Origin of the sequence: Pseudomonas bubulae (assembly GCF_900618535.1) — a bacterium.
Taxonomy (GTDB): domain Bacteria; phylum Pseudomonadota; class Gammaproteobacteria; order Pseudomonadales; family Pseudomonadaceae; genus Aquipseudomonas; species Aquipseudomonas bubulae.
Window position 1 is genome coordinate 156,390 of the sequence record NZ_UYJA01000007.1, and the last position, 22,117, is coordinate 178,506.

Sequence of the window (22,117 nt, forward strand, 5' to 3'; positions counted from 1 at the left end):
TAGATGCGACGTATAGCTGTGATGGGCGCTGCCGGGCGCATGGGCAAGACCTTGATCGATGCGGTGCAGCAGCGTTCGCCGCTGTGCGGGCTGACGGCGGCCATCGTGCGTCCTGGCAGCTCCCTGGTGGGGGCTGATGCCGGTGAGCTGGCTTCTATCGGGCGCATCGGCGTGCCGTTGTCCGAAAGCCTGCAAGCGGTCGCGGCTGATTTCGACGTGCTGATCGACTTTACCTTGCCTGAAGTGATGCTCGCCAACCTGGCGGTGTGTCGCAAATTGGGCAAGGCCATGGTCATTGGTACGACGGGGCTGAATGCCGAGCAGAAGCAGTTGCTGGTCGAGGCTGGCCAGGATATTGCGATTGTCTTTGCTTCCAACTTCAGTGTCGGCGTCAACCTGTCGTTCAAGCTGCTGGATATGGCGGCGCGGGTGATGGGTGAGGATGCCGATATCGAAATCATCGAAGCTCATCATCGGCACAAAGTCGACGCGCCTTCGGGTACCGCGATGCGCATGGGTGAGGTGATCGCCGATGCGTTGGGTCGTGACCTGCAAAAGGTTGCGGTCTATGGTCGTGAAGGCCATACCGGTGCCCGTGAGCGCGAAACCATCGGTTTTGCCACGGTGCGCGGCGGTGATGTGGTGGGTGATCACACGGTCTTGTTCGCCACTGAAGGCGAGCGCCTGGAAATTACCCACAAGGCATCCAGTCGCATGACCTTTGCCAAGGGTGCTGTTCGTGCTGCTCTCTGGCTGCAAGGGCGTGAGCCTGGCCTGTATGACATGCAGGATGTGCTCGACCTGCGCTGAGTAACCTCTGTAAAATCGGGCTGTTGGCGCGCCAGTAGCCCGATTTTTAACCGCTAAGCGATGTTCTGTCGCATTCCCCTGTCTTTTAGACTCTTTAGCGGTAGACCAAAAAAGCCTTTTTCTGTAAGCTACAGCTTTAGTGTGTCCACTAAAAGCGCGCAGATAATTCGATGAAGAAGCGGGGTGACGTGTCCATACGTCACTCCGCTTTTTTACAACCTGCGATCGCCCTTTCAGGCTTTATTTACGGGAGGTCTTCTTGACTAAGCAAGCCATACTCGCCCTCGCTGATGGCAGCATTTTTCGCGGCGAAGCCATTGGGGCCGACGGTCAAACCGTTGGTGAGGTGGTGTTTAACACCGCAATGACTGGCTACCAGGAGATCCTGACGGATCCTTCCTACGCTCAGCAAATCGTGACCCTGACTTACCCGCATGTTGGCAACACCGGTACTACCCCGGAAGACGCCGAGTCTGATCGTGTCTGGTCCGCAGGTCTGGTAATTCGTGATCTGCCGCTGGTTGCAAGCAACTGGCGCAACACCATGTCGCTGGCCGACTACCTGAAAACCAACAATGTTGTGGCTATCGCCGGTATCGACACTCGCCGCCTGACGCGCATCCTGCGTGAGAAAGGCGCGCAGAACGGTTGCATCATGGCGGGCGACAACATTTCTGAAGAAGCTGCCATCGCAGCGGCCCGCGGCTTCCCGGGCCTGAAGGGCATGGATCTGGCGAAAGTCGTCAGCACCGAAAAAGCCTACGAGTGGCGCTCCAGCGTCTGGAACCTGGCTACCGACAGTCACCCGACCATCGAAGCCAGCGAGCTGCCTTACCACGTGGTCGCTTATGACTACGGCGTAAAGTGGAACATCCTGCGCATGCTGGTTGAGCGCGGCTGCCGCGTGACCGTGGTTCCGGCACAGACTCCGGCCAGTGACGTTCTGGCACTCAACCCGGATGGCGTGTTCCTGTCCAACGGCCCGGGTGACCCTGAGCCTTGCGACTACGCGATCACAGCAATCAAGCAAGTGCTGACCACCGAGATTCCGGTTTTCGGTATCTGCCTGGGTCACCAGCTGCTGGCCCTGGCCTCCGGCGCCAAGACCGTGAAAATGGGTCATGGCCATCACGGTGCAAACCACCCGGTTCAGGATCTGGACACCGGTGTTGTAATGATCACCAGCCAGAACCACGGTTTTGCGGTAGACGAAGCGAGCTTGCCAGCCAATGTGCGCGCCATCCACAAGTCGCTGTTCGACGGCACCCTGCAAGGTATCGAGCTGACCGACAAAAGCGCTTTCAGCTTCCAGGGTCACCCTGAAGCAAGCCCTGGCCCGAACGACGTTGCACCGCTGTTCGATCGCTTCATCAATGAGATGGCCAAGCGCCGTTAATCAGCCTCCTTTTGCAGCGCCCTGTGGCGGCCCCGAATCTCGGTGGCCCCCAGGGGGCTTCAGGAACCTGATTGACAGCTTGCCGACTGACCTGCGGATTTGAGTGACAAACCCATGCCAAAACGTACAGACATAAAAAGCATCCTGATTCTCGGCGCTGGCCCGATTGTTATCGGCCAGGCGTGTGAATTCGACTACTCCGGCGCCCAGGCCTGCAAAGCCCTGCGCGAGGAGGGTTACCGCGTCATCCTGGTGAACTCCAACCCTGCCACTATCATGACCGACCCGGACATGGCTGACGCCACGTACATCGAGCCGATCAAGTGGCAGACCGTTGCCAAGATCATCGAAAAAGAGCGTCCGGATGCACTGCTGCCAACCATGGGCGGCCAGACAGCTCTGAACTGCGCACTGGACCTGGAGCGCGAAGGCGTGCTCGAGAAGTTCGGCGTAGAAATGATCGGCGCCAACGCTGACACCATCGACAAAGCTGAAGACCGTTCGCGTTTCGACAAGGCCATGAAGTCCATCGGCCTGGATTGCCCGCGCTCCGGTATCGCCCACACCATGGAAGAGGCCAATGCGGTCCTCGAGCGACTGGGCTTCCCGTGCATCATTCGTCCGTCCTTCACCATGGGCGGCACCGGTGGCGGTATTGCTTACAACCGTGAAGAGTTCGAAGAGATCTGCACCCGTGGTCTGGACCTGTCGCCAACCAAAGAGCTGCTGATCGACGAATCCCTGATCGGCTGGAAAGAGTACGAGATGGAGGTTGTCCGCGACAAAAAAGACAACTGCATCATCGTTTGCTCGATCGAAAACTTCGACCCGATGGGCGTGCACACCGGTGACTCGATCACCGTTGCTCCGGCACAGACCCTGACGGACAAGGAATACCAGATCATGCGTAACGCCTCGTTGGCGGTACTGCGTGAGATCGGCGTTGAAACCGGCGGTTCCAACGTTCAGTTCGGTATCTGCCCGGACACCGGCCGTATGGTCGTGATCGAAATGAACCCGCGTGTATCGCGTTCGTCGGCGCTGGCATCGAAAGCCACCGGCTTCCCGATCGCTCGTATCGCTGCCAAATTGGCGATCGGTTACACCCTGGACGAGCTGCAAAACGAAATCACCGGCGGCGCTACGCCTGCGTCCTTCGAGCCGTCCATCGACTACGTTGTGACCAAGCTGCCGCGCTTCGCTTTCGAGAAGTTCGCCAAGGCTGACGCCCGTTTGACCACACAGATGAAATCTGTGGGCGAAGTCATGGCCATCGGCCGGACTTTCCAGGAATCCCTGCAAAAGGCCCTTCGCGGTCTGGAAGTAGGTGTCAGCGGTCTTGATCCAAAGCTGGACCTGAGCAACCCGGAAAGCATGGCCGTGCTCAAGCGCGAGCTGACCGTGCCGGGCGCCGAGCGTATCTGGTACGTGGCTGACGCGTTCCGCGCCGGCATGACCGTTGAAGATATCTTCGGCATGAACATGATTGACCCTTGGTTCCTGGTACAGATCGAAGATCTGATCAAGGACGAAGAAAAAATCAAGACCATGGCCCTGTCGTCGATCGATCGCGACGCCATGTACCGCTTCAAGCGCAAGGGCTTCTCCGACGCGCGTCTGGCCGTTCTGCTGGGTGTGACCGAGAAGAACCTGCGTCGCCACCGCCACAAGCTGGAAGTGTTCCCGGTCTACAAGCGCGTTGACACCTGCGCAGCCGAGTTCGCAACCGACACCGCCTACATGTACTCCACCTATGAGGAAGAGTGCGAAGCCAACCCTTCGGATCGTGACAAGATCATGATTCTGGGCGGTGGCCCGAACCGTATCGGCCAGGGTATCGAGTTTGACTATTGCTGCGTTCACGCCGCTCTGGCGCTGCGTGCCGACGGTTACGAGACCATCATGGTCAACTGCAACCCGGAAACCGTTTCCACCGACTACGACACCTCGGATCGTCTGTACTTCGAATCCGTAACCCTGGAAGACGTGCTGGAAATCGTGCGTGTCGAGAAGCCAAAAGGCGTGATTGTCCAGTACGGCGGCCAAACCCCGCTGAAACTGGCGCGTGCCCTGGAAGAAGCCGGCGTGCCGATCATCGGTACCAGCCCTGACGCGATCGACCGTGCAGAAGACCGTGAGCGCTTCCAGCAGATGGTTGAGCGCCTGAACCTGCGTCAGCCGCCTAACGCTACTGTGCGCAGCGAAGACGAAGCCATTCGTGCCGCTGGCAAGATCGGTTACCCGCTGGTTGTTCGTCCTTCCTACGTGTTGGGCGGCCGTGCGATGGAAATCGTTTACGAAGAAGACGAGCTCAAGCGCTACCTGCGTGACGCAGTGAAAGTGTCCAACGACAGCCCCGTGCTGCTGGACCACTTCCTCAACTGCGCCATCGAAATGGACGTGGATGCTGTCTGCGACGGTACTGATGTAGTGATCGGCGCAATCATGCAGCACATCGAACAGGCTGGCGTTCACTCCGGTGACTCCGCTTGCTCGCTGCCGCCGTACTCGCTGCCGCTGCACATCCAGGACGAGATGCGCGAGCAGGTCAAGAAAATGGCTCTGGAGTTGGGCGTTGTCGGCCTGATGAACGTGCAATTGGCTCTGCAGGGCGAAGATATCTACGTGATCGAAGTGAACCCGCGTGCATCGCGTACCGTTCCTTTCGTCTCCAAGTGCATCGGTGTTTCCCTGGCGATGATCGCAGCTCGCGTAATGGCCGGTAAAACCCTGAAGGAAATCGGTTTCACCAAAGAAATCATTCCTAACTTCTACAGCGTGAAAGAGGCGGTCTTCCCGTTCGCCAAATTCCCGGGTGTTGACCCGATTCTCGGCCCTGAGATGAAGTCCACCGGTGAAGTGATGGGTGTGGGCGATACCTTCGGCGAAGCGTTTGCCAAGGCCCAGATGGGTGCAAGCGAAGTGCTGCCGACTGGCGGTACTGCTTTCATCAGCGTGCGCGACGACGACAAGCCGCTGGTTGCCGGCGTTGCCCGCGACCTGATCAACCTGGGCTTTGAAATCGTTTCGACCGTTGGCACTGCCAAGTTCATCGAAGCAGCAGGCTTGAAAGTACGTCGTGTGAACAAGGTGACCGAAGGTCGTCCGCACGTTGTCGACATGATCAAGAACGACGAAGTAACCTTGATCATCAACACTACCGAAGGACGTCAGTCGATTGCTGACTCCTATTCCATTCGCCGCAACGCGCTGCAGCACAAGATCTACTGCACCACGACTATTGCTGCTGGCGAAGCGATCTGTGAAGCGCTTAAATTCGGTCCTGAAAAAACCGTACGTCGCTTGCAGGATCTACACGCAGGATTAAAGGCATGATCAAGTACCCAATGACGGTCCAGGGCGCCAAAGCCCTGGAAGAAGAACACGCACATCTGACCAAGGTTGTTCGTCCCAAGCTGAGCCAGGATATCGGCACGGCGCGTGAGCTGGGCGACCTTAAAGAAAACGCTGAATACCATGCTGCCCGTGAGCAGCAGGGTATGGTTGAGGCGCGTATCCGTGACATCGAAGGCCGCATGCAGAACGCGGTGATCATCGATGTAACGACTATTCCTCACACCGGTAAAGTGATTTTCGGTACCACGGTCGAGATCGCCAACGTTGAAACTGACGAAAGCGTGACCTACCAGATCGTTGGTGAAGATGAGGCTGACTTCAAGCTCGGAAAGATCTCCGTTGGTTCGCCACTTGCCCGTGCCTTGATTGCCAAGGAAGAGGGTGATGTGGTGGCGGTGAAAACACCGGGCGGCGTCATTGAGTACGAAATTGTCAAAGTAAGTCACATCTAAGAAGAGCGCCCGCCGTGTGCGGGCGCACTTTTTTGGCGGTCGGCCCGGGTGTTCCGGGTTGGCGGCCTGTGGTTGTTGCACACAGAATTGTTTGCCGGTGCTGGCCGCAATGCGGTTGGCAGCGAAGCTGTTGAAGTGGCATGGAGCAAGTGGGGAAGTAGTGCGTTGGGCGTCTCTGGCTGCCTGATGCGTTGCGCGGGCAGTGCTTGCATGACTCTCGGGCTTTGGCCCTGGAAGAGTTTCAGGGCGCGCCAGGCGCACCCTTGACCCTTGTCTACATCACTTGAAACGGTGGATGTTCGACAGTTGCTTGTTTACATTGACGTTCTTGCGGTACAGAAGCGCCATTTTGCCGATAACCTGTACCAGTTCCGCTTTGCCGGCCTTGCACAGTTCTGCAATGGCCTCCAGGCGGGATTCGCGATCCAGAATGTTGACTTTGATTTTAATCAGCTCGTGATCGCCCAATGCGCGTTCGAGTTCGGCTAAAACACCTTCAGTCAAACCATTGTCAGCCACAGTCAAAACTGGTTTCAGATGGTGGCCAATGGATTTGTACTGTTTCTTCTGCTCTTGAGTGAGCGGCATAATCTGACCCCTGTGTCTGATCTTGTAAAAAGCGGCGGCCAGTTTACCCGAGCGAGTCCCAGACCGCCCAGTTAATCACGACCCGTTTAAAATTTTTGAGGTGGCCCGTGGCCCGTTCCAAGACTAGCCTTAACTGGCTGAAAGAACATTTCAACGACCCGTACGTCAAAATGGCGCAAAAAGACGGGTATCGCTCCCGTGCCAGCTACAAATTGCTGGAGATCCAGGAGCGCGACAAGCTGATTCGTCCCGGTATGACCGTTATCGACCTGGGTGCAGCCCCGGGTGGCTGGTCGCAGGTGACCAGTCGTCTGATCGGTGGTCAGGGGCGTTTGATTGCTTCCGACATCCTGGACATGGACAGCATCCCTGATGTGACCTTCATCAAGGGCGACTTTACCGAGGACGCCGTGCTTGCTCAGATCCTCGAGGCCGTCGGAAATACACAAGTAGACCTTGTGATTTCAGATATGGCCCCCAATATGAGTGGATTGGCAGCTGTCGACATGCCGCGGGCGATGTTTCTGTGCGAATTGGCACTGGATCTTGCCGGTCGCGTCCTGCGTCCAGGTGGTGATTTTCTGATTAAGGTTTTCCAGGGGGAAGGCTTCGATCAGTACCACAAGGACATTCGCAAGCTGTTTGACAAGGTACAGATGCGCAAGCCGTCCTCGTCGCGAGACAGGTCCCGCGAGCAGTATTTGCTGGGGCGCGGCTTCCGCGGTGTTGAAGGTTCGGCCAGTGATGAACGTCTGTAACAAGGGCGATAGATTTTTTTGAATCGCTTTACAGATCTGGCATAACGAATATTGTGTAGGCAAAGTTTCACAAAGGGTTACAGACGGAGCCTGCAAGGGTTGTAGGCAATGTAGTAAGTTATGCCGGTGAATATCATGCGAAGCACGCTTCAGTAGCGGGGCTTGTGCTTCAGAGGGTAGCTAATTGAACGATATGGCAAAGAATCTGATCCTGTGGTTGATCATCGCCGCTGTCCTGGTGACAGTGATGAACAACTTCTCCAGTCCAAACGAGCCACAAACCCTCAACTATTCCGACTTCATCCAGCAAGTTAAGGATGGCAAGGTCGAGCGCGTTGCCGTGGATGGCTACGTGATTACCGGCAAACGCAGCGATGGCGATACCTTCAAAACCATCCGTCCGGCGATTCAGGACAACGGTTTGATCGGCGACCTGGTGGATAACCACGTCACCGTTGAAGGCAAATTGCCTGAGCAACAAAGCATCTGGACCCAGTTGCTGGTTGCGAGCTTCCCGATCCTGGTGATTATTGCGGTCTTCATGTTCATGATGCGCCAGATGCAGGGCGGTGCCGGCGGTAAAGGCGGCCCGATGAGCTTTGGCAAGAGCAAGGCGCGGCTGCTGTCGGAAGACCAGGTCAAGACGACCCTGGCTGACGTGGCAGGTTGCGATGAAGCTAAGGAAGAAGTGGGCGAGCTGGTTGAGTTCCTGCGCGATCCGGGCAAGTTCCAGCGTCTGGGCGGGCGTATCCCTCGCGGCGTACTGATGGTGGGTCCGCCAGGTACGGGTAAAACCCTGATCGCCAAGGCGATTGCGGGTGAGGCCAAGGTACCGTTCTTCACTATTTCCGGTTCCGACTTTGTTGAAATGTTCGTGGGCGTTGGTGCAAGCCGTGTTCGTGACATGTTTGAGCAGGCCAAGAAGCACGCGCCTTGCATCATCTTTATCGATGAGATCGACGCTGTCGGCCGTCACCGTGGTAACGGTATGGGCGGCGGTCATGACGAGCGCGAGCAGACCCTTAACCAGTTGCTGGTTGAGATGGACGGCTTTGAGATGAATGACGGCATCATCGTGATTGCCGCCACCAACCGTCCTGACGTGCTTGACCCTGCGCTGCTGCGTCCAGGTCGCTTTGACCGTCAGGTGGTGGTTGGCTTGCCGGACATCCGTGGTCGCGAGCAGATTCTCAAAGTACACATGCGTAAAGTGCCAATGGGCGACGACGTCCAGCCGGCTGTTATTGCACGTGGTACCCCGGGCTTCTCGGGTGCCGACCTGGCCAACCTGGTCAACGAAGCTTCCCTGTTCGCGGCGCGTACCGGCAAGCGTGTTGTTGAAATGAAAGAGTTCGAGCTGGCCAAGGACAAGATCATGATGGGCGCCGAGCGCAAATCGATGGTCATGTCCGATAAAGAAAAGCGCAACACGGCCTATCACGAAGCGGGTCACGCTATCGTTGGTCGCGTAGTGCCTGAGCATGATCCGGTCTACAAGGTGTCGATCATTCCTCGTGGCCGCGCCCTGGGCGTGACCATGTTCCTGCCGGAAGAAGATCGCTACAGCTTGTCCAAGCGTGCGCTGATCAGCCAGATCTGCTCGCTGTATGGCGGCCGTATCGCTGAAGAGATGACCTTGGGCTTTGACGGTGTGACCACCGGCGCTTCCAACGACATCATGCGAGCCAGCCAGATTGCCCGCAACATGGTGACCAAGTGGGGCTTGTCCGAGAAGCTCGGCCCGCTGATGTATGCCGAAGACGAAGAGTCCTATCTGGGTCGTGGCGGTGGTCAGTCTGCAAACGTGTCGGGCGAGACAGCCAAGCTGATCGACTCGGAAGTGCGCAGCATCATTGATCAGTGCTACAACACGGCCAAGCAGATCCTGACCGAAAATCGCGACAAGCTGGATGCAATGGCTGACGCGTTGATGAAGTACGAAACGATCGATGCCGATCAGATCGACGACATCATGGCGGGTCGTCCGCCACGTGAGCCGCGTGACTGGGAAGATGGCAACTCGGGTACCCCGACTGCCCCTACGCTGGATAAAACCGAGCGCCCGGAAACACCTATCGGCGGCCCTGCTGCTGATCAATAAGGCTTGAAATGACTTCTGTTCAGTCCTCAACCCGGTTGCCTTGCGGCAACCGGGTTCTTGATTTGGCCCATACGCATGTTATGGGCATCCTCAATGTCACCCCTGATTCCTTTTCCGATGGCGGCCGCTTTGCTGCCCTGGATGCAGCTCTGCGCCATGCAGAGGCGATGGTGCAGGCGGGTGCAACCCTGATTGATGTTGGCGGTGAGTCAACGCGCCCCGGAGCTCCTGTGGTATTGCCGCAGGAAGAGCTCGACCGGGTTGCTCCTGTTGTCGAGCGAATTGCCCGGGAACTGGATGTGATTATTTCGGTCGATACATCCGCGCCAATCGTCATGACCGAGGTTGCGCGCCTGGGAGCAGGGCTGATCAATGATGTGCGCTCGCTGCGCCGTGAAGGGGCCTTGCAGGCCGCTGCGGCGACAGGCTTGCCGGTATGCCTGATGCATATGCTCGGTGAGCCTGGAGACATGCAGGACAACCCGCATTACGAAGACCTGGTGGGCGAGGTGTCGACGTTTCTCGCTGACAGCATGGCGCGTTGCGCTGCTGCTGGCATTGGGGCCGAACGCATCGTGCTCGATCCGGGCTTTGGTTTTGCCAAGACATTGCAGCACAATTTGAGCCTGTTCAAGCATATGGAGGCCTTGCATGCGCTGGGTCGGCCTTTGCTGGTGGGCGTGTCACGTAAAAGCATGGTCGGGCAGACACTGAACCGGCCAGTTGCAGGGCGTCTCTATGGCAGTCTGGCGCTTGCAGCATTGGCGATGACCAAGGGTGCGCGCATTCTGCGCGTCCATGATGTTGCCGAAACAGTTGATGTGGTACGGATGATCGCAGCGGTAGATTCCGCCGACTAAGAATGATGGAGCACTTATGACAAAGAAGTATTTTGGCACCGACGGTATTCGTGGTCGGGTCGGCGTTTATCCGATTACCCCTGACTTTATGCTCAAGTTGGGTTGGGCAGCGGGCATGGCGTTTCGCAGCAAGGGCGCTTGCCGGATCCTGGTAGGCAAGGACACCCGCATCTCGGGTTACATGTTTGAGTCGGCTCTTGAAGCGGGCTTGTCGGCTGCCGGGGCTGATGTGATGTTGCTGGGGCCTATGCCGACACCGGCCATTGCCTACCTGACACGTACCTTCCATGCGGAAGCGGGTATCGTGATCAGCGCTTCGCACAATCCCCACGACGATAATGGCATCAAGTTCTTTTCCGGCGAGGGCACCAAGCTGCCTGACGACGTTGAACTGATGATCGAAGAGTTGCTGGATGCGCCGATGACCGTTGTCGATTCCGACAAGCTCGGCAAGGTCTCGCGGATCAATGATGCGCCGGGCCGTTATATCGAATTCTGTAAAAGCAGCGTGCCAAGCAGCACCAAATTCAGCGGTATGAAGATTGTTCTCGATTGCGCCCACGGTGCTACCTACAAGGTTGCGCCAAGTGTTTTCAAGGAGCTGGGTGCTCAAGTCGTTGTTCTGTCGGCGCAGCCTGATGGCCTGAACATCAACGAAAACTGCGGTTCGACCCATATGGGTCAGTTGCAGGCTGCCGTGGTGGCTGAAGGTGCGGACCTGGGTATTGCTTTTGATGGCGACGGCGATCGCGTGTTGATGGTTGACCATACCGGTGCCGTGGTCGATGGCGATGAGCTGTTGTTTATCATTGCCCGTGACCTGCACGAGCGTGGCAAATTGCAGGGTGGCGTTGTCGGTACGCTGATGAGCAACCTTGGCCTTGAGCTGGCATTGGCTGACCTGGGTATCGAGTTCGTACGCGCCAATGTGGGCGACCGTTACGTTATCGCGGCCCTGCAAGAGCGTAACTGGCTGGTAGGTGGCGAGAACTCCGGGCATATCGTGTGCTTCCACCACACCACCACCGGCGATGCGATCATTGCGGCGCTGCAGGTGTTGTTGTCCTTGCGTCGTCGCGATGAAAGCCTGGCCCAGTCGCGTCAGGCGCTGCGCAAGTGCCCGCAAGTGTTACTGAATGTTCGTTTTGCCGGTGGCGTCGACCCTGTCGAGCACCCGGCGGTGAAGGAGGCGTGCGCGCGAGTGACGGCTGCCATGAATGGCCGTGGTCGTGTGTTGTTGCGCAAGTCCGGAACAGAGCCTTTGGTGCGCGTGATGGTCGAAGGCGATGACGAAAACATGGTTCGCGGCTACGCCGAAGAGCTGGCAAAACTGGTAAGTGAAGTTTGTGCCTGATTCGGCTTGCCAGCTTTGATTTGGTTGGGTAACATCTGCGCCCACTTTGACCGACGAGGTAAAGCATGCGTCGCACTATGGTAGCTGGTAACTGGAAGATGCACGGTACCCGCGCCAGCGTCGCTGAGCTGATCGACGGTCTGCGTGGTCTGGTCCTGCCAAACGATGTTGATGTTGCAGTTTTTCCGCCTCAGCTGTTTATTGATCGTGTTATCAATGGCTTGCAAGGCGCAGCGATTTCGGTCGGTGCTCAGGATGCTGCAGTGGAGTCGGGGCAGGGCGCGCTGACTGGCGAGATTTCCTCTAGTCAGTTGGCCGACGCAGGTTGCAAGCTGGTGCTTGTGGGGCACTCCGAACGCCGCCTGATACTGGGTGAGCAGGACGAGGCACTCAATCGCAAGTTTGCAGCGGCCCAAGCCTCAGGCTTGACGCCAGTGTTGTGCATAGGGGAAACCCTGGAGCAGCGCGAAGCGGGGCAAACGCTGGAAGTGGTAGAGCGTCAGCTGAATGCCGTGATTGACGAGTTTGGTATTGATGCTTTTGTAAATGCCGTGATTGCATACGAGCCGGTCTGGGCCATTGGCACCGGGCTGACCGCATCACCACAGCAAGCGCAAGATGTGCATGCGGCCATTCGCGCACAGCTGGCGCAAAAGAATTCTGAAGTGGCACAAGGTGTGCGGCTTCTATACGGCGGCAGCGTGAAGGCGGCCAATGCGGTCGAACTGTTCAGCATGCCGGATATCGATGGGGGACTCATTGGCGGGGCTTCCCTGAATGCAGATGAGTTCGGTGCGATCATTCGTGCCGCAGGAAACTGAAAATGCTGGATAACGTCGTAACTGTGTTTCATCTGTTGACAGCATTGGGTGTAATTGCCCTGGTTTTGCTGCAACAGGGCAAGGGAGCGGATGCTGGAGCATCTTTCGGCGCAGGTGCATCAAATACTGTGTTCGGAAGCCAAGGTTCCTCTACCTTTCTTAGTAAGTTTACTGCTATACTTGCCGCAGGTTTTTTCATAACCAGCTTGGGGTTAGGTTACTTTGCTAAAGAGAAGGCTGAACAGCTGACTCAAGTAGGTTTGCCAAATCCAGCGGTGTTGGAAGTTCCAGTGCAAAAGCCGGCTTCAGATGATGTTCCGGTGCTTCAAGAGCAAAAGTCGGCAACTCCTGCGACTGACGTACCTCCAGCTCAAGAGCAAAAGTAAAACGGGTTTCATGATGTAAACGTTGTATTGCCGAGGTGGTGGAATTGGTAGACACGCAACCTTGAGGTGGTTGTGCCCATAGGGTGTAGGGGTTCGAGTCCCCTTCTCGGTACCAATTATCAAGAATGCCCGCAGTAGCGGGCTTTCTTGTATGTGGAAGGTTGGATTGACCCGTCACGGGATCAACCGTATACTTCCGCTCCAGCTTTGTCGCGGGATGGAGCAGTCTGGTAGCTCGTCGGGCTCATAACCCGAAGGTCGTCGGTTCAAATCCGGCTCCCGCAACCAGTTTCAGCGGAGCCCCTTTTCAGGGGCTTTTTGTTAGCTGGACACTTTATAGCGTCGGTATTCAACGACGTTTCAGAGATGGGCGCTTCGCCCATTTTTTCATTTTGCACAGCATGCACAAACATGCACTAGGGGGTTCAGGTGTCGAGCAAGCTAGAACAGTTGCAGGACTTGTTGGCCCCGGTGGTCGTGGCCCTTGGCTATGAATGCTGGGGTATTGAATTTTCGGCTCAAGGCCGCCATTCAATGTTGCGTGTGTATATCGACAAGGAAGGCGGCGTACTGGTGGATGACTGCGCTATCGTGAGTCGTCAGATCAGCGGCGTTCTGGATGTCGAAGATCCTATCGCTGTTGAATACACCCTTGAAGTTTCTTCTCCTGGCATGGAACGCCCGCTGTTCACCCTTGAACAGTTTGCCCAATTTGTCGGTGAGCAAGTGAAGATCAAGCTGCGCTCGCCTTTTGAAGGGCGACGCAACTTTCAGGGCCTTCTGCGCGGCGTAGAAGAGCAGGACATCGTGGTGCAGGTTGAAGACCATGAGTTCCTGTTGCCGATCGATATGATCGACAAGGCCAACATTATTCCCAGTTTTGACTGAGACGCGGATCCCGCGGATCCAATGGCTTGCGAAAGGCGAGGCGTACGATGAGCAAAGAAGTACTGCTGGTTGTTGAGTCGGTGTCCAATGAAAAGGGCGTACCGGCAAACGTTATTTTTGAAGCGCTGGAGCTGGCTCTGGCCACCGCTACTAAAAAGCGTTTTGAAGACGAAGTCGAACTGCGTGTGGAAATCAATCGCCACACCGGTAACTATGAGACTTTCCGTCGCTGGACTGTGGTCGAAGACGAAGATCTGGATGATCCAGCATACGAGTTGGCTGTAGACCAGGCCCAGGCGAAACAGCCAGGCGCGAAAGCCGGCGATATTATCGAAGAGAAAATCGATTCTATCGAATTCGGTCGAATTGCTGCACAGACGGCCAAACAGGTCATCGTGCAAAAAGTTCGCGAAGCCGAGCGTGCTCAAGTAGTCGATGCCTATCGTGAGCGTCTGGGCGAAATCATTTCCGGCACCGTTAAAAAGGTGACCCGCGACAATGTGATCGTTGACCTGGGTAACAACGCTGAAGCGTTGCTGGCCCGTGAAGACATCATTTCGCGTGAGACTTTCCGTGTTGGCGTACGCCTTCGCGCATTGCTCAAGGAAATCCGCACTGAAAACCGCGGTCCTCAGCTGATCCTGTCGCGTACAGCGCCAGAGATGCTGATCGAGTTGTTCCGCATTGAAGTGCCAGAAATCTCCGAAGGCCTGATCGAAGTGATGGCGGCCTCCCGCGATCCTGGATCACGCGCTAAAATAGCCGTTCGCTCGAAAGACAAACGCATTGATCCGCAAGGTGCCTGCATTGGTATGCGCGGTTCGCGTGTCCAGGCAGTGTCCGGCGAATTGGGCGGAGAGCGAGTGGATATCGTCCTTTGGGATGACAACCCGGCGCAGTTCGTGATCAACGCAATGTCGCCAGCAGAAGTGGCGGCTATTATCGTCGACGAAGATGCCCATGCAATGGACATCGCCGTTGGCGCAGACAATCTGGCCCAGGCGATTGGTCGCGGCGGTCAGAACGTACGTCTGGCCAGCCAGTTGACCGGCTGGACCCTGAACGTGATGACCGAATCGGACATCCAGGCCAAGCAGCAAGCAGAAACCGGCGATATCCTGCGCAACTTCATCGAAGAGCTGGAAGTTGATGAAGACCTGGCGCAGGTACTGGTTGATGAAGGCTTTACTAGCCTGGAAGAGATTGCCTACGTACCGGTGGAGGAAATGCTCAACATCGATGGCTTTGACGAAGATACCGTCAACGAGCTTCGCGCTCGCGCCAAGGATCGACTGTTGACTAAAGCCATCGCTACTGAGGAAAAGCTGGCAGACGCCCATCCGGCCGAAGACCTGCTCTCGCTTGAGGGTATGGACAAGGATTTGGCGATGGAACTGGCGGTGCGCGGCGTAATTACCCGCGAAGACCTGGCCGAGCAGTCTATTGACGACCTGCTCGACATCGACGGCATTGACGATGATCGTGCCGGCAAGTTGATCATGGCCGCCCGAGCCCATTGGTTCGAGTAATTAGGCGCGGCCTGAGGAGAGAAATGCATGACGCAAGTCACGGTGAAACAACTGGCCGATGAGGTCAAAACACCGGTTGAGCGCCTGTTGCAGCAGATGCGTGAGGCAGGTCTGCCGCACAACGCCGCCGAGCAGAATGTAACCGATAGTGAGAAGCAGGCTCTGCTGACTCACCTTAAAAGCAGCCACAAGGCTAAAGTGGAAGAACCGCGCAAGATCACTTTGCAGCGTAAAACCACCAGTACCCTGCGTGTAGCTGGCAGCAAAAGCATCAGCGTTGAAGTACGCAAGAAGAAAGTCTTCGTACAGCAAAGCCCGGAAGAAATCGAAGCCGAGCGCAAACGTGAGATGGATGAACGTCGTGCAGTAGAAAATGCCGCACGTCAAAAGGCTGAAGAAGAGTCCAAGCGTCGCGCCGAAGAAGAAGCGCGCCGCCAGCCTGCATCTGCTCCTGTTGCAGCACCGGCTCCGGCCGCTGCAGCGCCTGCACCTGTGCAAGCCGCAGCGCCAGCACCGGCTCCAGCCGCTGATGCACGCAAGCGTGACGAACAGCGTCGCCCGGACAAACCACGCGCAGACGATAACAATCGTCGCGGCAGTGGTGACGGCGATCGCAAAAACGCTCCGCATCGTGCCTCGGTTAAAGAAAAAGCACCGACTCCACGTGTTGCTCCGCGCACTTCCGACGAAGAAAGCGACAGCTTCCGTCGCGGTGGTCGTGGCAAGGGCAAGCTGAAGAAGCGCAACGCTCACGGCTTCCAGAGCCCAACCGGCCCTGTAGTTCGTGACGTGCAGATTGGCGAGACCATCACTGTCGGCGATTTGGCCGCACAGATGTCGGTCAAGGCTGCCGAAGTCATCAAGTTCATGTTCAAGCTGGGTACTCCAGCAACCATCAACCAGGTACTGGATCAGGAAACTGCCCAACTGGTTGCTGAAGAACTGGGCCACAAAGTGACTCTGGTCAGCGACAACGCCCTGGAAGATTCCCTGGCCGAGTCCCTGAAGTTCGAAGGCGAGTCGTTCTCCCGTGCACCGGTTGTGACCGTAATGGGCCACGTTGACCACGGTAAAACGTCCCTGCTCGACTACATCCGTCGTGCCAAGGTAGCGGCTGGCGAAGCCGGTGGTATTACCCAGCACATCGGTGCGTACCACGTTGAAACCGAACGCGGCATGGTCACGTTCCTCGATACCCCGGGTCACGCTGCGTTTACCGCAATGCGTGCTCGTGGTGCCAAGGCGACTGACATCGTGATTCTGGTTGTGGCTGCAGACGACGGCGTAATGCCGCAGACCATCGAAGCCGTTCAGCATGCGAAAGCCGCTGGCGTGCCTCTGGTTGTTGCAGTGAACAAGATCGACAAGCCAGGTGCTGACCTCGATCGCATTCGTAGCGAACTGTCCGTTCACGGCGTGACGTCGGAAGAGTGGGGTGGTGACACTCCGTTTGTTTCGGTCTCGGCGAAAATGGGTACCGGCGTTGACGAATTGCTCGAAGCCGTACTGCTGCAAGCTGAAGTTCTGGAACTCAAGGCAACTCCATCGGCTCCTGGCCGTGGCGTAGTGGTTGAGTCCCGTCTGGACAAAGGCCGCGGTCCTGTTGCTACCGTTCTGGTTCAAGACGGTACCCTGCGCCAAGGCGACATGGTACTGGTCGGTTCCAACTACGGCCGCATCCGCGCCATGCTCGACGAGAACGGCAAGCCTATCAAGGAAGCCGGTCCATCCATCCCTGTCGAGATTCTCGGCCTGGACGGTACGCCAGATGCTGGCGACGAGATGAGCGTAATGACCGACGAGAAGAAGGCACGTGAAGTTGCCCTGTTCCGTCAAGGCAAGTTCCGCGAAGTGAAACTGGCGCGTGCTCACGCAGGCAAGCTGGAAAACATCTTCGAGAACATGGGCCAGGAAGAGAAGAAGACGCTTAACATCGTCCTCAAATCTGACGTCCGTGGTTCGTTGGAAGCTCTGCAGGGCGCTCTGAGCGGCCTGGGTAACGACGAAGTGCAAGTGCGCGTAGTGGGCGGCGGTGTCGGTGGTATCACCGAGAGCGACGCTAACCTGGCACTGGCCTCCAACGCTGTACTGTTTGGCTTCAACGTGCGTGCCGATGCCGGCGCTCGCAAGATTGTCGAGCAGGAAGGCCTGGACATGCGTTACTACAACGTCATCTACGACATCATCGAAGACGTCAAGAAAGCCCTTACCGGCATGCTTGGCAGCGACGTTCGGGAGAACATCCTGGGTATTGCTGAAGTCCGTGACGTGTTCCGTTCGCCTAAGTTCGGCGCGGTTGCAGGTTGCATGGTGCTGGAAGGTGTTGTTCACCGTAACCGTCCAATCCGCGTACTGCGTGAAGACATCGTTATCTACGAAGGCGAGCTGGAATCCCTGCGTCGCTTCAAAGATGACATGTCCGAAGTGCGTGCAGGCATGGAATGCGGTATCGGCGTCAAGAGCTACAACGACGTTAAAGTCGGTGACAAGATCGAAGTGTTCGAGAAGGTCCAGGTTGCTCGCAGCCTCTAACTCGCGAGCCTCAAGAGCGAGGACGAGCCCGCGCATGCAAATGCGCAGCGCTCGGCCTGGACTCTAAACGCAACGCCCGGTCCGGCTTCTGTCGTGCCGGGCGTTTGCCGCTTTCAGACCGCATGGGTTTCCCATGGGTGAGTAACAGGTAACAAGACATGGCAAAAGAATATAGCCGTACCCAACGTATTGGCGATCAGATGCAGCGCGAGCTGGCACAGCTGATCCGTCGTGAAGTCAAAGACCCGCGCGTGGGCCTGGTCACCATTACTGCTGTTGAAGTCAGCCGTGACGTCGGTCACGCCAAGATCTTCATCACCGTGATGGGTCAGGACAGCGCTGAAGATATCGCCCAGAGCATCAAGGTGCTGAACTCGGCAGCGGGTTTCCTGCGCATGCAACTGGCGCGTGAAATGAAGCTGCGCAGCGTTCCGCAGTTGCACTTCCACTACGATGAAAGCGTCGTGCGTGGTGCTCATCTGTCCGCCTTGATCGAGCGTGCAGTGGCTGAAGACAATCAGCACCCTGAAACCACTGCTCCCGAAGACACCAAGGAGTAACCGGTGGCTCAGGTCAAGCGTATCCGTCGTAACGTCAGCGGCATCATCCTGCTGGACAAGCCACTTGGGTTTACTTCCAATGCGGCCCTGCAGAAAGTTCGCTGGCTGCTCAATGCCGAGAAGGCAGGGCACACCGGTAGCCTCGATCCATTGGCCAGCGGTGTATTGCCGCTGTGCTTTGGCGAAGCCACCAAGTTTTCGCAATACCTGCTCGATTCCGACAAGGGTTATGAAACCCTGATGCAATTGGGCAAGACCACGACCACGGCAGACGCTGAAGGCGAGGTTTTGCAGACTCGCCCGGTGACCGTTGGTCGCGCCGATATTGAAGCTGTTTTACCCAATTTTCGTGGGCAAATCAGCCAGATACCGCCGATGTACTCTGCGCTCAAACGTGACGGACAGCCGCTTTACAAGCTGGCCCGTGCAGGCGAAGTGGTGGAGCGTGAACCGCGTTCTGTTACTATTACCCGCCTCGAATTACTGGCCAGCGAAGGCGACACTGCGCGCCTGGCCGTCGACTGCACCAAAGGCACCTATATCCGTACCCTTGTGGAAGATATCGGTGAGCAATTGGGGTGCGGGGCATACGTTGCAGAACTGCGTCGTACCCACGCCGGACCTTTCAGCCTGGCCCAGACGGTTACCCTGGAAGAGCTGGAGGCGGTGCATGCCGAAGGCGGCAATGAAGCGGTTGATCGCTTCCTGATGCCATCGGACAGCGGTTTGCTCGACTGGCCATTGCTGCACTTCTCGGAAGCCAGCTCGTTTTATTGGCTCAATGGCCAACCGGTGCGTGCTCCGGATGCTCCGAAGTTCGGTATGGTGCGGGTACAGGATCACAACGGTCGCTTTATCGGTATCGGTGAAGTGAGCGAAGACGGGCGTATTGCGCCGCGTCGACTGATTCGGTCGGAATGACCGGAACCAGGCTGCATCGGGTGTAGTATTACCGGCGCAGACTGGAATGAGGGTGGCTGTTATTAGGCACGGTCACATCTCACATTTAAATACGAGGATTTGTCCTCGGCCTATTGGATCTGTCTTGTTCGCAAGCAGGCCCTAATTGAAAGGAAAGCCAAATGGCACTTACAGTTGAACACAAAGCAGAAATCGTAAAAGACTACCAGCAAGCTCCAGGTGATACAGGTTCTCCAGAAGTGCAGGTTGCACTGCTGACCTTTAACATCAACACGCTGCAAGGTCACTTCAAAGCTAACAGCAAAGATCACCACTCCCGTCGTGGTCTGATCCGCATGGTAAACCAGCGTCGCAAGCTGCTGGACTACCTGAAAGGCAAGAACGTTGAGCGTTACAAAGCGCTGATCGCTCGCCTGGGTCTGCGTCGCTAATAGCGATGTTGCTAGAGGCTGGTTGTCTGTCGTGTGTCTGCGGGTTTCCCGCAGTCTCATGGCAGGCTTCCAGCCTCAAGTTTTATCTGGACTACCCGGATTCTTACGAAAGCTTGCCTATAGGGCTGTTTTCGTAAGCATCTTGAGTCGGGCCAACACCCGATGTTGCATATGACTTTCGCAAGAAACCCGTTCCCCAAGAGCCACAAAGAAGGTAGGACACCGTGAACCCGGTTATCAAAAAATTTCAGTTCGGTCAGTCGACCGTTACTCTCGAGACTGGCCGTATCGCCCGTCAGGCTTCCGGCGCAGTATTGGTCACCGTTGACGACGACGTCAGCGTGTTGGTGACTGTGGTCGGTTCCAAGCAAGCGGATCCAGGCAAGGGTTTCTTCCCTCTGTCGGTTCACTACCAGGAAAAAACCTACGCCGCGGGTAAAATCCCAGGCGGTTTCTTCAAGCGTGAAGGTCGCCCTTCCGAGAAAGAAACCCTGACGTCGCGTCTGATCGACCGTCCGATCCGTCCGCTGTTCCCAGAAGGTTTCATGAACGAAGTGCAGGTTGTCTGCACCGTTCTGTCCACCAGCAAGAAAACCGATCCGGACGTCGCTGCGATGATCGGTACTTCGGCTGCCCTGGCCATTTCCGGCATCCCTTTTGATGGTCCGATCGGCGCTGCCCGCGTTGCTTACCACGAAAGCACCGGTTACCTGCTGAACCCGACTTACGAGCAACTGGCCGCTTCGAGCCTGGACATGGTTGTTGCCGGTACTTCGGAAGCCGTATTGATGGTTGAATCGGAAGCCAAAGAGCTGACCGAAGACCAGATGCTGGGCGCCGTATTGTTCGCCCACGACGAATTCCAGGTGGTTATCCAGGCTGTCAAAGAGCTGGCTGCCGAAGCTGCCAAGCCAACTTGGGACTGGGCTGCTGCCCCGGAAGCGACCGCACTGCTGGGCGCTATTCGTGCCGAGTTCGGCGAGGCGATCTCCCAGGCTTACACCATCACCGTCAAGGCAGACCGTTACGCGCGTCTGGGCGAGTTGAAGGATCAGGTTGTTGCCAAGCTGTCCGGTGAAGAAGGCCAGCCTTCTGCCAGCGAAGTTAAAGCTGCATTCGGCGAAATCGAATACCGCACCGTTCGCGAAAACATCGTTAACGGCAAGCCGCGTATCGATGGTCGTGACACCAAGACTGTTCGCCCTCTGAACATCGAAGTTGGCGTTCTGCCGAAGACCCACGGTTCGGCCCTGTTCACCCGTGGTGAAACTCAGGCGCTGGTTGTTGCAACTCTGGGTACTGCCCGTGACGCGCAACTGCTGGACACCCTGGAAGGCGAGAAAAAAGACCCGTTCATGCTGCACTACAACTTCCCTCCGTTCTCGGTAGGTGAGTGTGGTCGCATGGGTGGTGCTGGTCGTCGCGAAATCGGTCACGGCCGTCTGGCCCGTCGTTCGGTTCAAGCCATGCTGCCTGCTGCCGACGTGTTCCCGTACACCATCCGTGTTGTATCGGAAATCACCGAATCCAACGGTTCCAGCTCGATGGCATCGGTTTGCGGTGCTTCCCTGGCACTGATGGATGCCGGTGTGCCGATGAAGGCGCCGGTTGCCGGTATCGCCATGGGTCTGGTTAAAGAAGGCGAGAAGTTCGCTGTTCTGACCGACATCCTGGGTGACGAAGACCACCTGGGCGACATGGACTTCAAGGTAGCCGGTACCGCCAAAGGTGTTACCGCGCTGCAGATGGACATCAAGATCAAGGGCATCACCGAAGAAATCATGGAGATCGCTCTGGGCCAGGCCCTGGACGCTCGCCTGAACATCTTGGGCCAGATGAACCAGATCATTGCCGTATCGCGCAACGAACTGTCGGCCAACGCTCCGACCATGATCGCGATGAAAATCGACACCGACAAAATCCGTGACGTTATCGGTAAAGGCGGCGCGACGATCCGTGCAATCTGTGAAGAAACCAAGGCTTCGATCGATATCGAAGACGACGGTTCGATCAAGATCTTCGGCGAGTCCAAGGAAGCAGCAGAAGCCGCGCGTCAGCGCGTTCTGGGCATCACCGCTGAAGCCGAGATCGGCAAGATCTACGTGGGCAAGGTTGAGCGTATCGTCGACTTCGGCGCATTCGTAAACATCCTGCCGGGCAAAGACGGCCTGGTTCACATCTCCATGCTGAGCGATGCTCGCGTTGAGAAAGTGACTGACATTCTGAAAGAAGGTCAGGAAGTGGAAGTACTGGTACTGGACGTGGACAACCGCGGCCGTATCAAGCTGTCCATCAAGGACGTCGCTGCTGCCAAGGCTTCGGAAGCTTAATCGCTCTCGACACCTGCTTTGAAAAAGGACCCTTCGGGGTCCT

Annotated in this window: 18 protein-coding genes and 2 tRNA genes; 19 read left to right on the forward strand and 1 reads right to left on the reverse strand. The window is 56.8% G+C overall.

Translation table 11 applies throughout. From position 1 onward, the window contains the following. Positions 1 to 3: 3 nt before the first annotated feature. The 4 genes from dapB (at position 4) to greA (ending at position 6,015) form a co-directional block, all read left to right on the forward strand. Positions 4 to 810: a 4-hydroxy-tetrahydrodipicolinate reductase gene (gene dapB / locus PPTH39_RS22435; RefSeq protein ID WP_095002548.1), complete on the forward strand. Its 807-nt coding sequence runs from the start codon at positions 4 to 6 to the stop codon at positions 808 to 810. Between the two features lie 259 nt (positions 811 to 1,069). Next, positions 1,070 to 2,206: a glutamine-hydrolyzing carbamoyl-phosphate synthase small subunit gene (carA, locus tag PPTH39_RS22440; RefSeq protein WP_016783446.1), complete on the forward strand. Its 1,137-nt coding sequence runs from the start codon at positions 1,070 to 1,072 to the stop codon at positions 2,204 to 2,206. 114 nt (positions 2,207 to 2,320) lie between these two features. Continuing rightward, positions 2,321 to 5,542: a carbamoyl-phosphate synthase large subunit gene (gene carB / locus PPTH39_RS22445; RefSeq protein ID WP_095002549.1), complete on the forward strand. Its 3,222-nt coding sequence runs from the start codon at positions 2,321 to 2,323 to the stop codon at positions 5,540 to 5,542. Further along, a complete protein-coding gene (greA, locus tag PPTH39_RS22450) occupies positions 5,539 to 6,015 on the forward strand; it encodes a transcription elongation factor GreA (RefSeq protein ID WP_016783444.1) in 477 nt (158 codons plus the stop codon). The genes carB and greA overlap by 4 nt, the downstream gene beginning before the upstream one ends. 279 nt (positions 6,016 to 6,294) lie before the next feature. Here the strand turns inward: greA and yhbY are convergent, their stop codons facing one another. Continuing rightward, positions 6,295 to 6,603, reverse strand: coding sequence for a ribosome assembly RNA-binding protein YhbY (gene yhbY, locus PPTH39_RS22455; protein ID WP_003439595.1), 309 nt, complete (start codon positions 6,601 to 6,603; stop codon positions 6,295 to 6,297). A gap of 107 nt (positions 6,604 to 6,710) precedes the next feature. Here yhbY and rlmE point away from each other — a divergent pair, with 107 nt between their 5' ends. The 15 genes from rlmE to pnp all read left to right on the forward strand — a co-directional run bounded on the left by rlmE (position 6,711) and on the right by pnp (position 22,074). Further along, positions 6,711 to 7,361 (forward strand): 23S rRNA (uridine(2552)-2'-O)-methyltransferase RlmE, encoded by a 651-nt coding sequence (gene rlmE, locus PPTH39_RS22460; RefSeq protein ID WP_016783443.1) that lies wholly within the window; start codon positions 6,711 to 6,713, stop codon positions 7,359 to 7,361. 193 nt (positions 7,362 to 7,554) lie between these two features. Next, entirely contained in the window at positions 7,555 to 9,462 is a 1,908-nt protein-coding gene (gene ftsH / locus PPTH39_RS22465) for an ATP-dependent zinc metalloprotease FtsH (protein WP_016783442.1), read from the forward strand. Between the two features lie 8 nt (positions 9,463 to 9,470). Further along, positions 9,471 to 10,322 carry a dihydropteroate synthase gene (folP, locus tag PPTH39_RS22470; RefSeq protein ID WP_095002550.1) on the forward strand — a complete coding sequence of 284 codons (852 nt, stop codon included), beginning with the start codon at positions 9,471 to 9,473 and terminating at the stop codon, positions 10,320 to 10,322. Between the two features lie 16 nt (positions 10,323 to 10,338). Continuing rightward, positions 10,339 to 11,676: a phosphoglucosamine mutase gene (gene glmM, locus PPTH39_RS22475; RefSeq protein ID WP_095025609.1), complete on the forward strand. Its 1,338-nt coding sequence runs from the start codon at positions 10,339 to 10,341 to the stop codon at positions 11,674 to 11,676. A 65-nt stretch (positions 11,677 to 11,741) separates the two neighbouring features. Further along, positions 11,742 to 12,497 carry a triose-phosphate isomerase gene (gene tpiA / locus PPTH39_RS22480; protein WP_130872499.1) on the forward strand — a complete coding sequence of 252 codons (756 nt, stop codon included), beginning with the start codon at positions 11,742 to 11,744 and terminating at the stop codon, positions 12,495 to 12,497. Between the two features lie 2 nt (positions 12,498 to 12,499). Beyond that, the gene (secG, locus tag PPTH39_RS22485) at positions 12,500 to 12,883 is read left to right on the forward strand and encodes a preprotein translocase subunit SecG (protein ID WP_003439612.1); all 384 of its coding nucleotides are present in this window, start codon (positions 12,500 to 12,502) and stop codon (positions 12,881 to 12,883) included. 29 nt (positions 12,884 to 12,912) lie between these two features. After that, positions 12,913 to 12,998 (forward strand) — tRNA-Leu (locus tag PPTH39_RS22490). Between the two features lie 96 nt (positions 12,999 to 13,094). Beyond that, positions 13,095 to 13,171, forward strand: a tRNA-Met gene (locus PPTH39_RS22495). Between the two features lie 141 nt (positions 13,172 to 13,312). After that, positions 13,313 to 13,771 carry a ribosome maturation factor RimP gene (gene rimP / locus PPTH39_RS22500; protein ID WP_016783438.1) on the forward strand — a complete coding sequence of 153 codons (459 nt, stop codon included), beginning with the start codon at positions 13,313 to 13,315 and terminating at the stop codon, positions 13,769 to 13,771. 47 nt (positions 13,772 to 13,818) lie between these two features. Beyond that, on the forward strand, positions 13,819 to 15,300 hold the full coding sequence (nusA, locus tag PPTH39_RS22505) for a transcription termination factor NusA (RefSeq protein ID WP_016783437.1): 1,482 nt from the start codon (positions 13,819 to 13,821) through the stop codon (positions 15,298 to 15,300). Between the two features lie 27 nt (positions 15,301 to 15,327). Beyond that, the gene (gene infB, locus PPTH39_RS22510) at positions 15,328 to 17,832 is read left to right on the forward strand and encodes a translation initiation factor IF-2 (RefSeq protein WP_095002554.1); all 2,505 of its coding nucleotides are present in this window, start codon (positions 15,328 to 15,330) and stop codon (positions 17,830 to 17,832) included. 158 nt (positions 17,833 to 17,990) lie between these two features. Further along, complete coding sequence (gene rbfA / locus PPTH39_RS22515) at positions 17,991 to 18,392, forward strand: 30S ribosome-binding factor RbfA (protein ID WP_016783435.1); 402 nt, start codon at positions 17,991 to 17,993, stop codon at positions 18,390 to 18,392. A 3-nt stretch (positions 18,393 to 18,395) separates the two neighbouring features. Beyond that, positions 18,396 to 19,313 (forward strand): tRNA pseudouridine(55) synthase TruB, encoded by a 918-nt coding sequence (gene truB, locus PPTH39_RS22520; RefSeq protein ID WP_095018769.1) that lies wholly within the window; start codon positions 18,396 to 18,398, stop codon positions 19,311 to 19,313. Positions 19,314 to 19,474: 161 nt separating this feature from the next. Continuing rightward, complete coding sequence (gene rpsO / locus PPTH39_RS22525) at positions 19,475 to 19,744, forward strand: 30S ribosomal protein S15 (protein ID WP_016783433.1); 270 nt, start codon at positions 19,475 to 19,477, stop codon at positions 19,742 to 19,744. A 224-nt stretch (positions 19,745 to 19,968) separates the two neighbouring features. Continuing rightward, positions 19,969 to 22,074 (forward strand): polyribonucleotide nucleotidyltransferase, encoded by a 2,106-nt coding sequence (gene pnp / locus PPTH39_RS22530; RefSeq protein WP_095002556.1) that lies wholly within the window; start codon positions 19,969 to 19,971, stop codon positions 22,072 to 22,074. Positions 22,075 to 22,117 lie beyond the last annotated feature (43 nt).

Coding starts and splice junctions, on each gene's coding strand:
- ftsH (WP_016783442.1), top strand. CDS start 7,555: ATGGCAAAGAATCTGATCCTGTGGTTGATCATCGCCGCTGTCCTGGTG.
- folP (WP_095002550.1), top strand. CDS start 9,471: ATGACTTCTGTTCAGTCCTCAACCCGGTTGCCTTGCGGCAACCGGGTT.
- tpiA (WP_130872499.1), top strand. CDS start 11,742: ATGCGTCGCACTATGGTAGCTGGTAACTGGAAGATGCACGGTACCCGC.
- carB (WP_095002549.1), top strand. CDS start 2,321: ATGCCAAAACGTACAGACATAAAAAGCATCCTGATTCTCGGCGCTGGC.
- nusA (WP_016783437.1), top strand. CDS start 13,819: ATGAGCAAAGAAGTACTGCTGGTTGTTGAGTCGGTGTCCAATGAAAAG.
- yhbY (WP_003439595.1), bottom strand. CDS start 6,603: ATGCCGCTCACTCAAGAGCAGAAGAAACAGTACAAATCCATTGGCCAC.
- glmM (WP_095025609.1), top strand. CDS start 10,339: ATGACAAAGAAGTATTTTGGCACCGACGGTATTCGTGGTCGGGTCGGC.
- greA (WP_016783444.1), top strand. CDS start 5,539: ATGATCAAGTACCCAATGACGGTCCAGGGCGCCAAAGCCCTGGAAGAA.
- secG (WP_003439612.1), top strand. CDS start 12,500: ATGCTGGATAACGTCGTAACTGTGTTTCATCTGTTGACAGCATTGGGT.
- infB (WP_095002554.1), top strand. CDS start 15,328: ATGACGCAAGTCACGGTGAAACAACTGGCCGATGAGGTCAAAACACCG.
- rbfA (WP_016783435.1), top strand. CDS start 17,991: ATGGCAAAAGAATATAGCCGTACCCAACGTATTGGCGATCAGATGCAG.
- rpsO (WP_016783433.1), top strand. CDS start 19,475: ATGGCACTTACAGTTGAACACAAAGCAGAAATCGTAAAAGACTACCAG.
- dapB (WP_095002548.1), top strand. CDS start 4: ATGCGACGTATAGCTGTGATGGGCGCTGCCGGGCGCATGGGCAAGACC.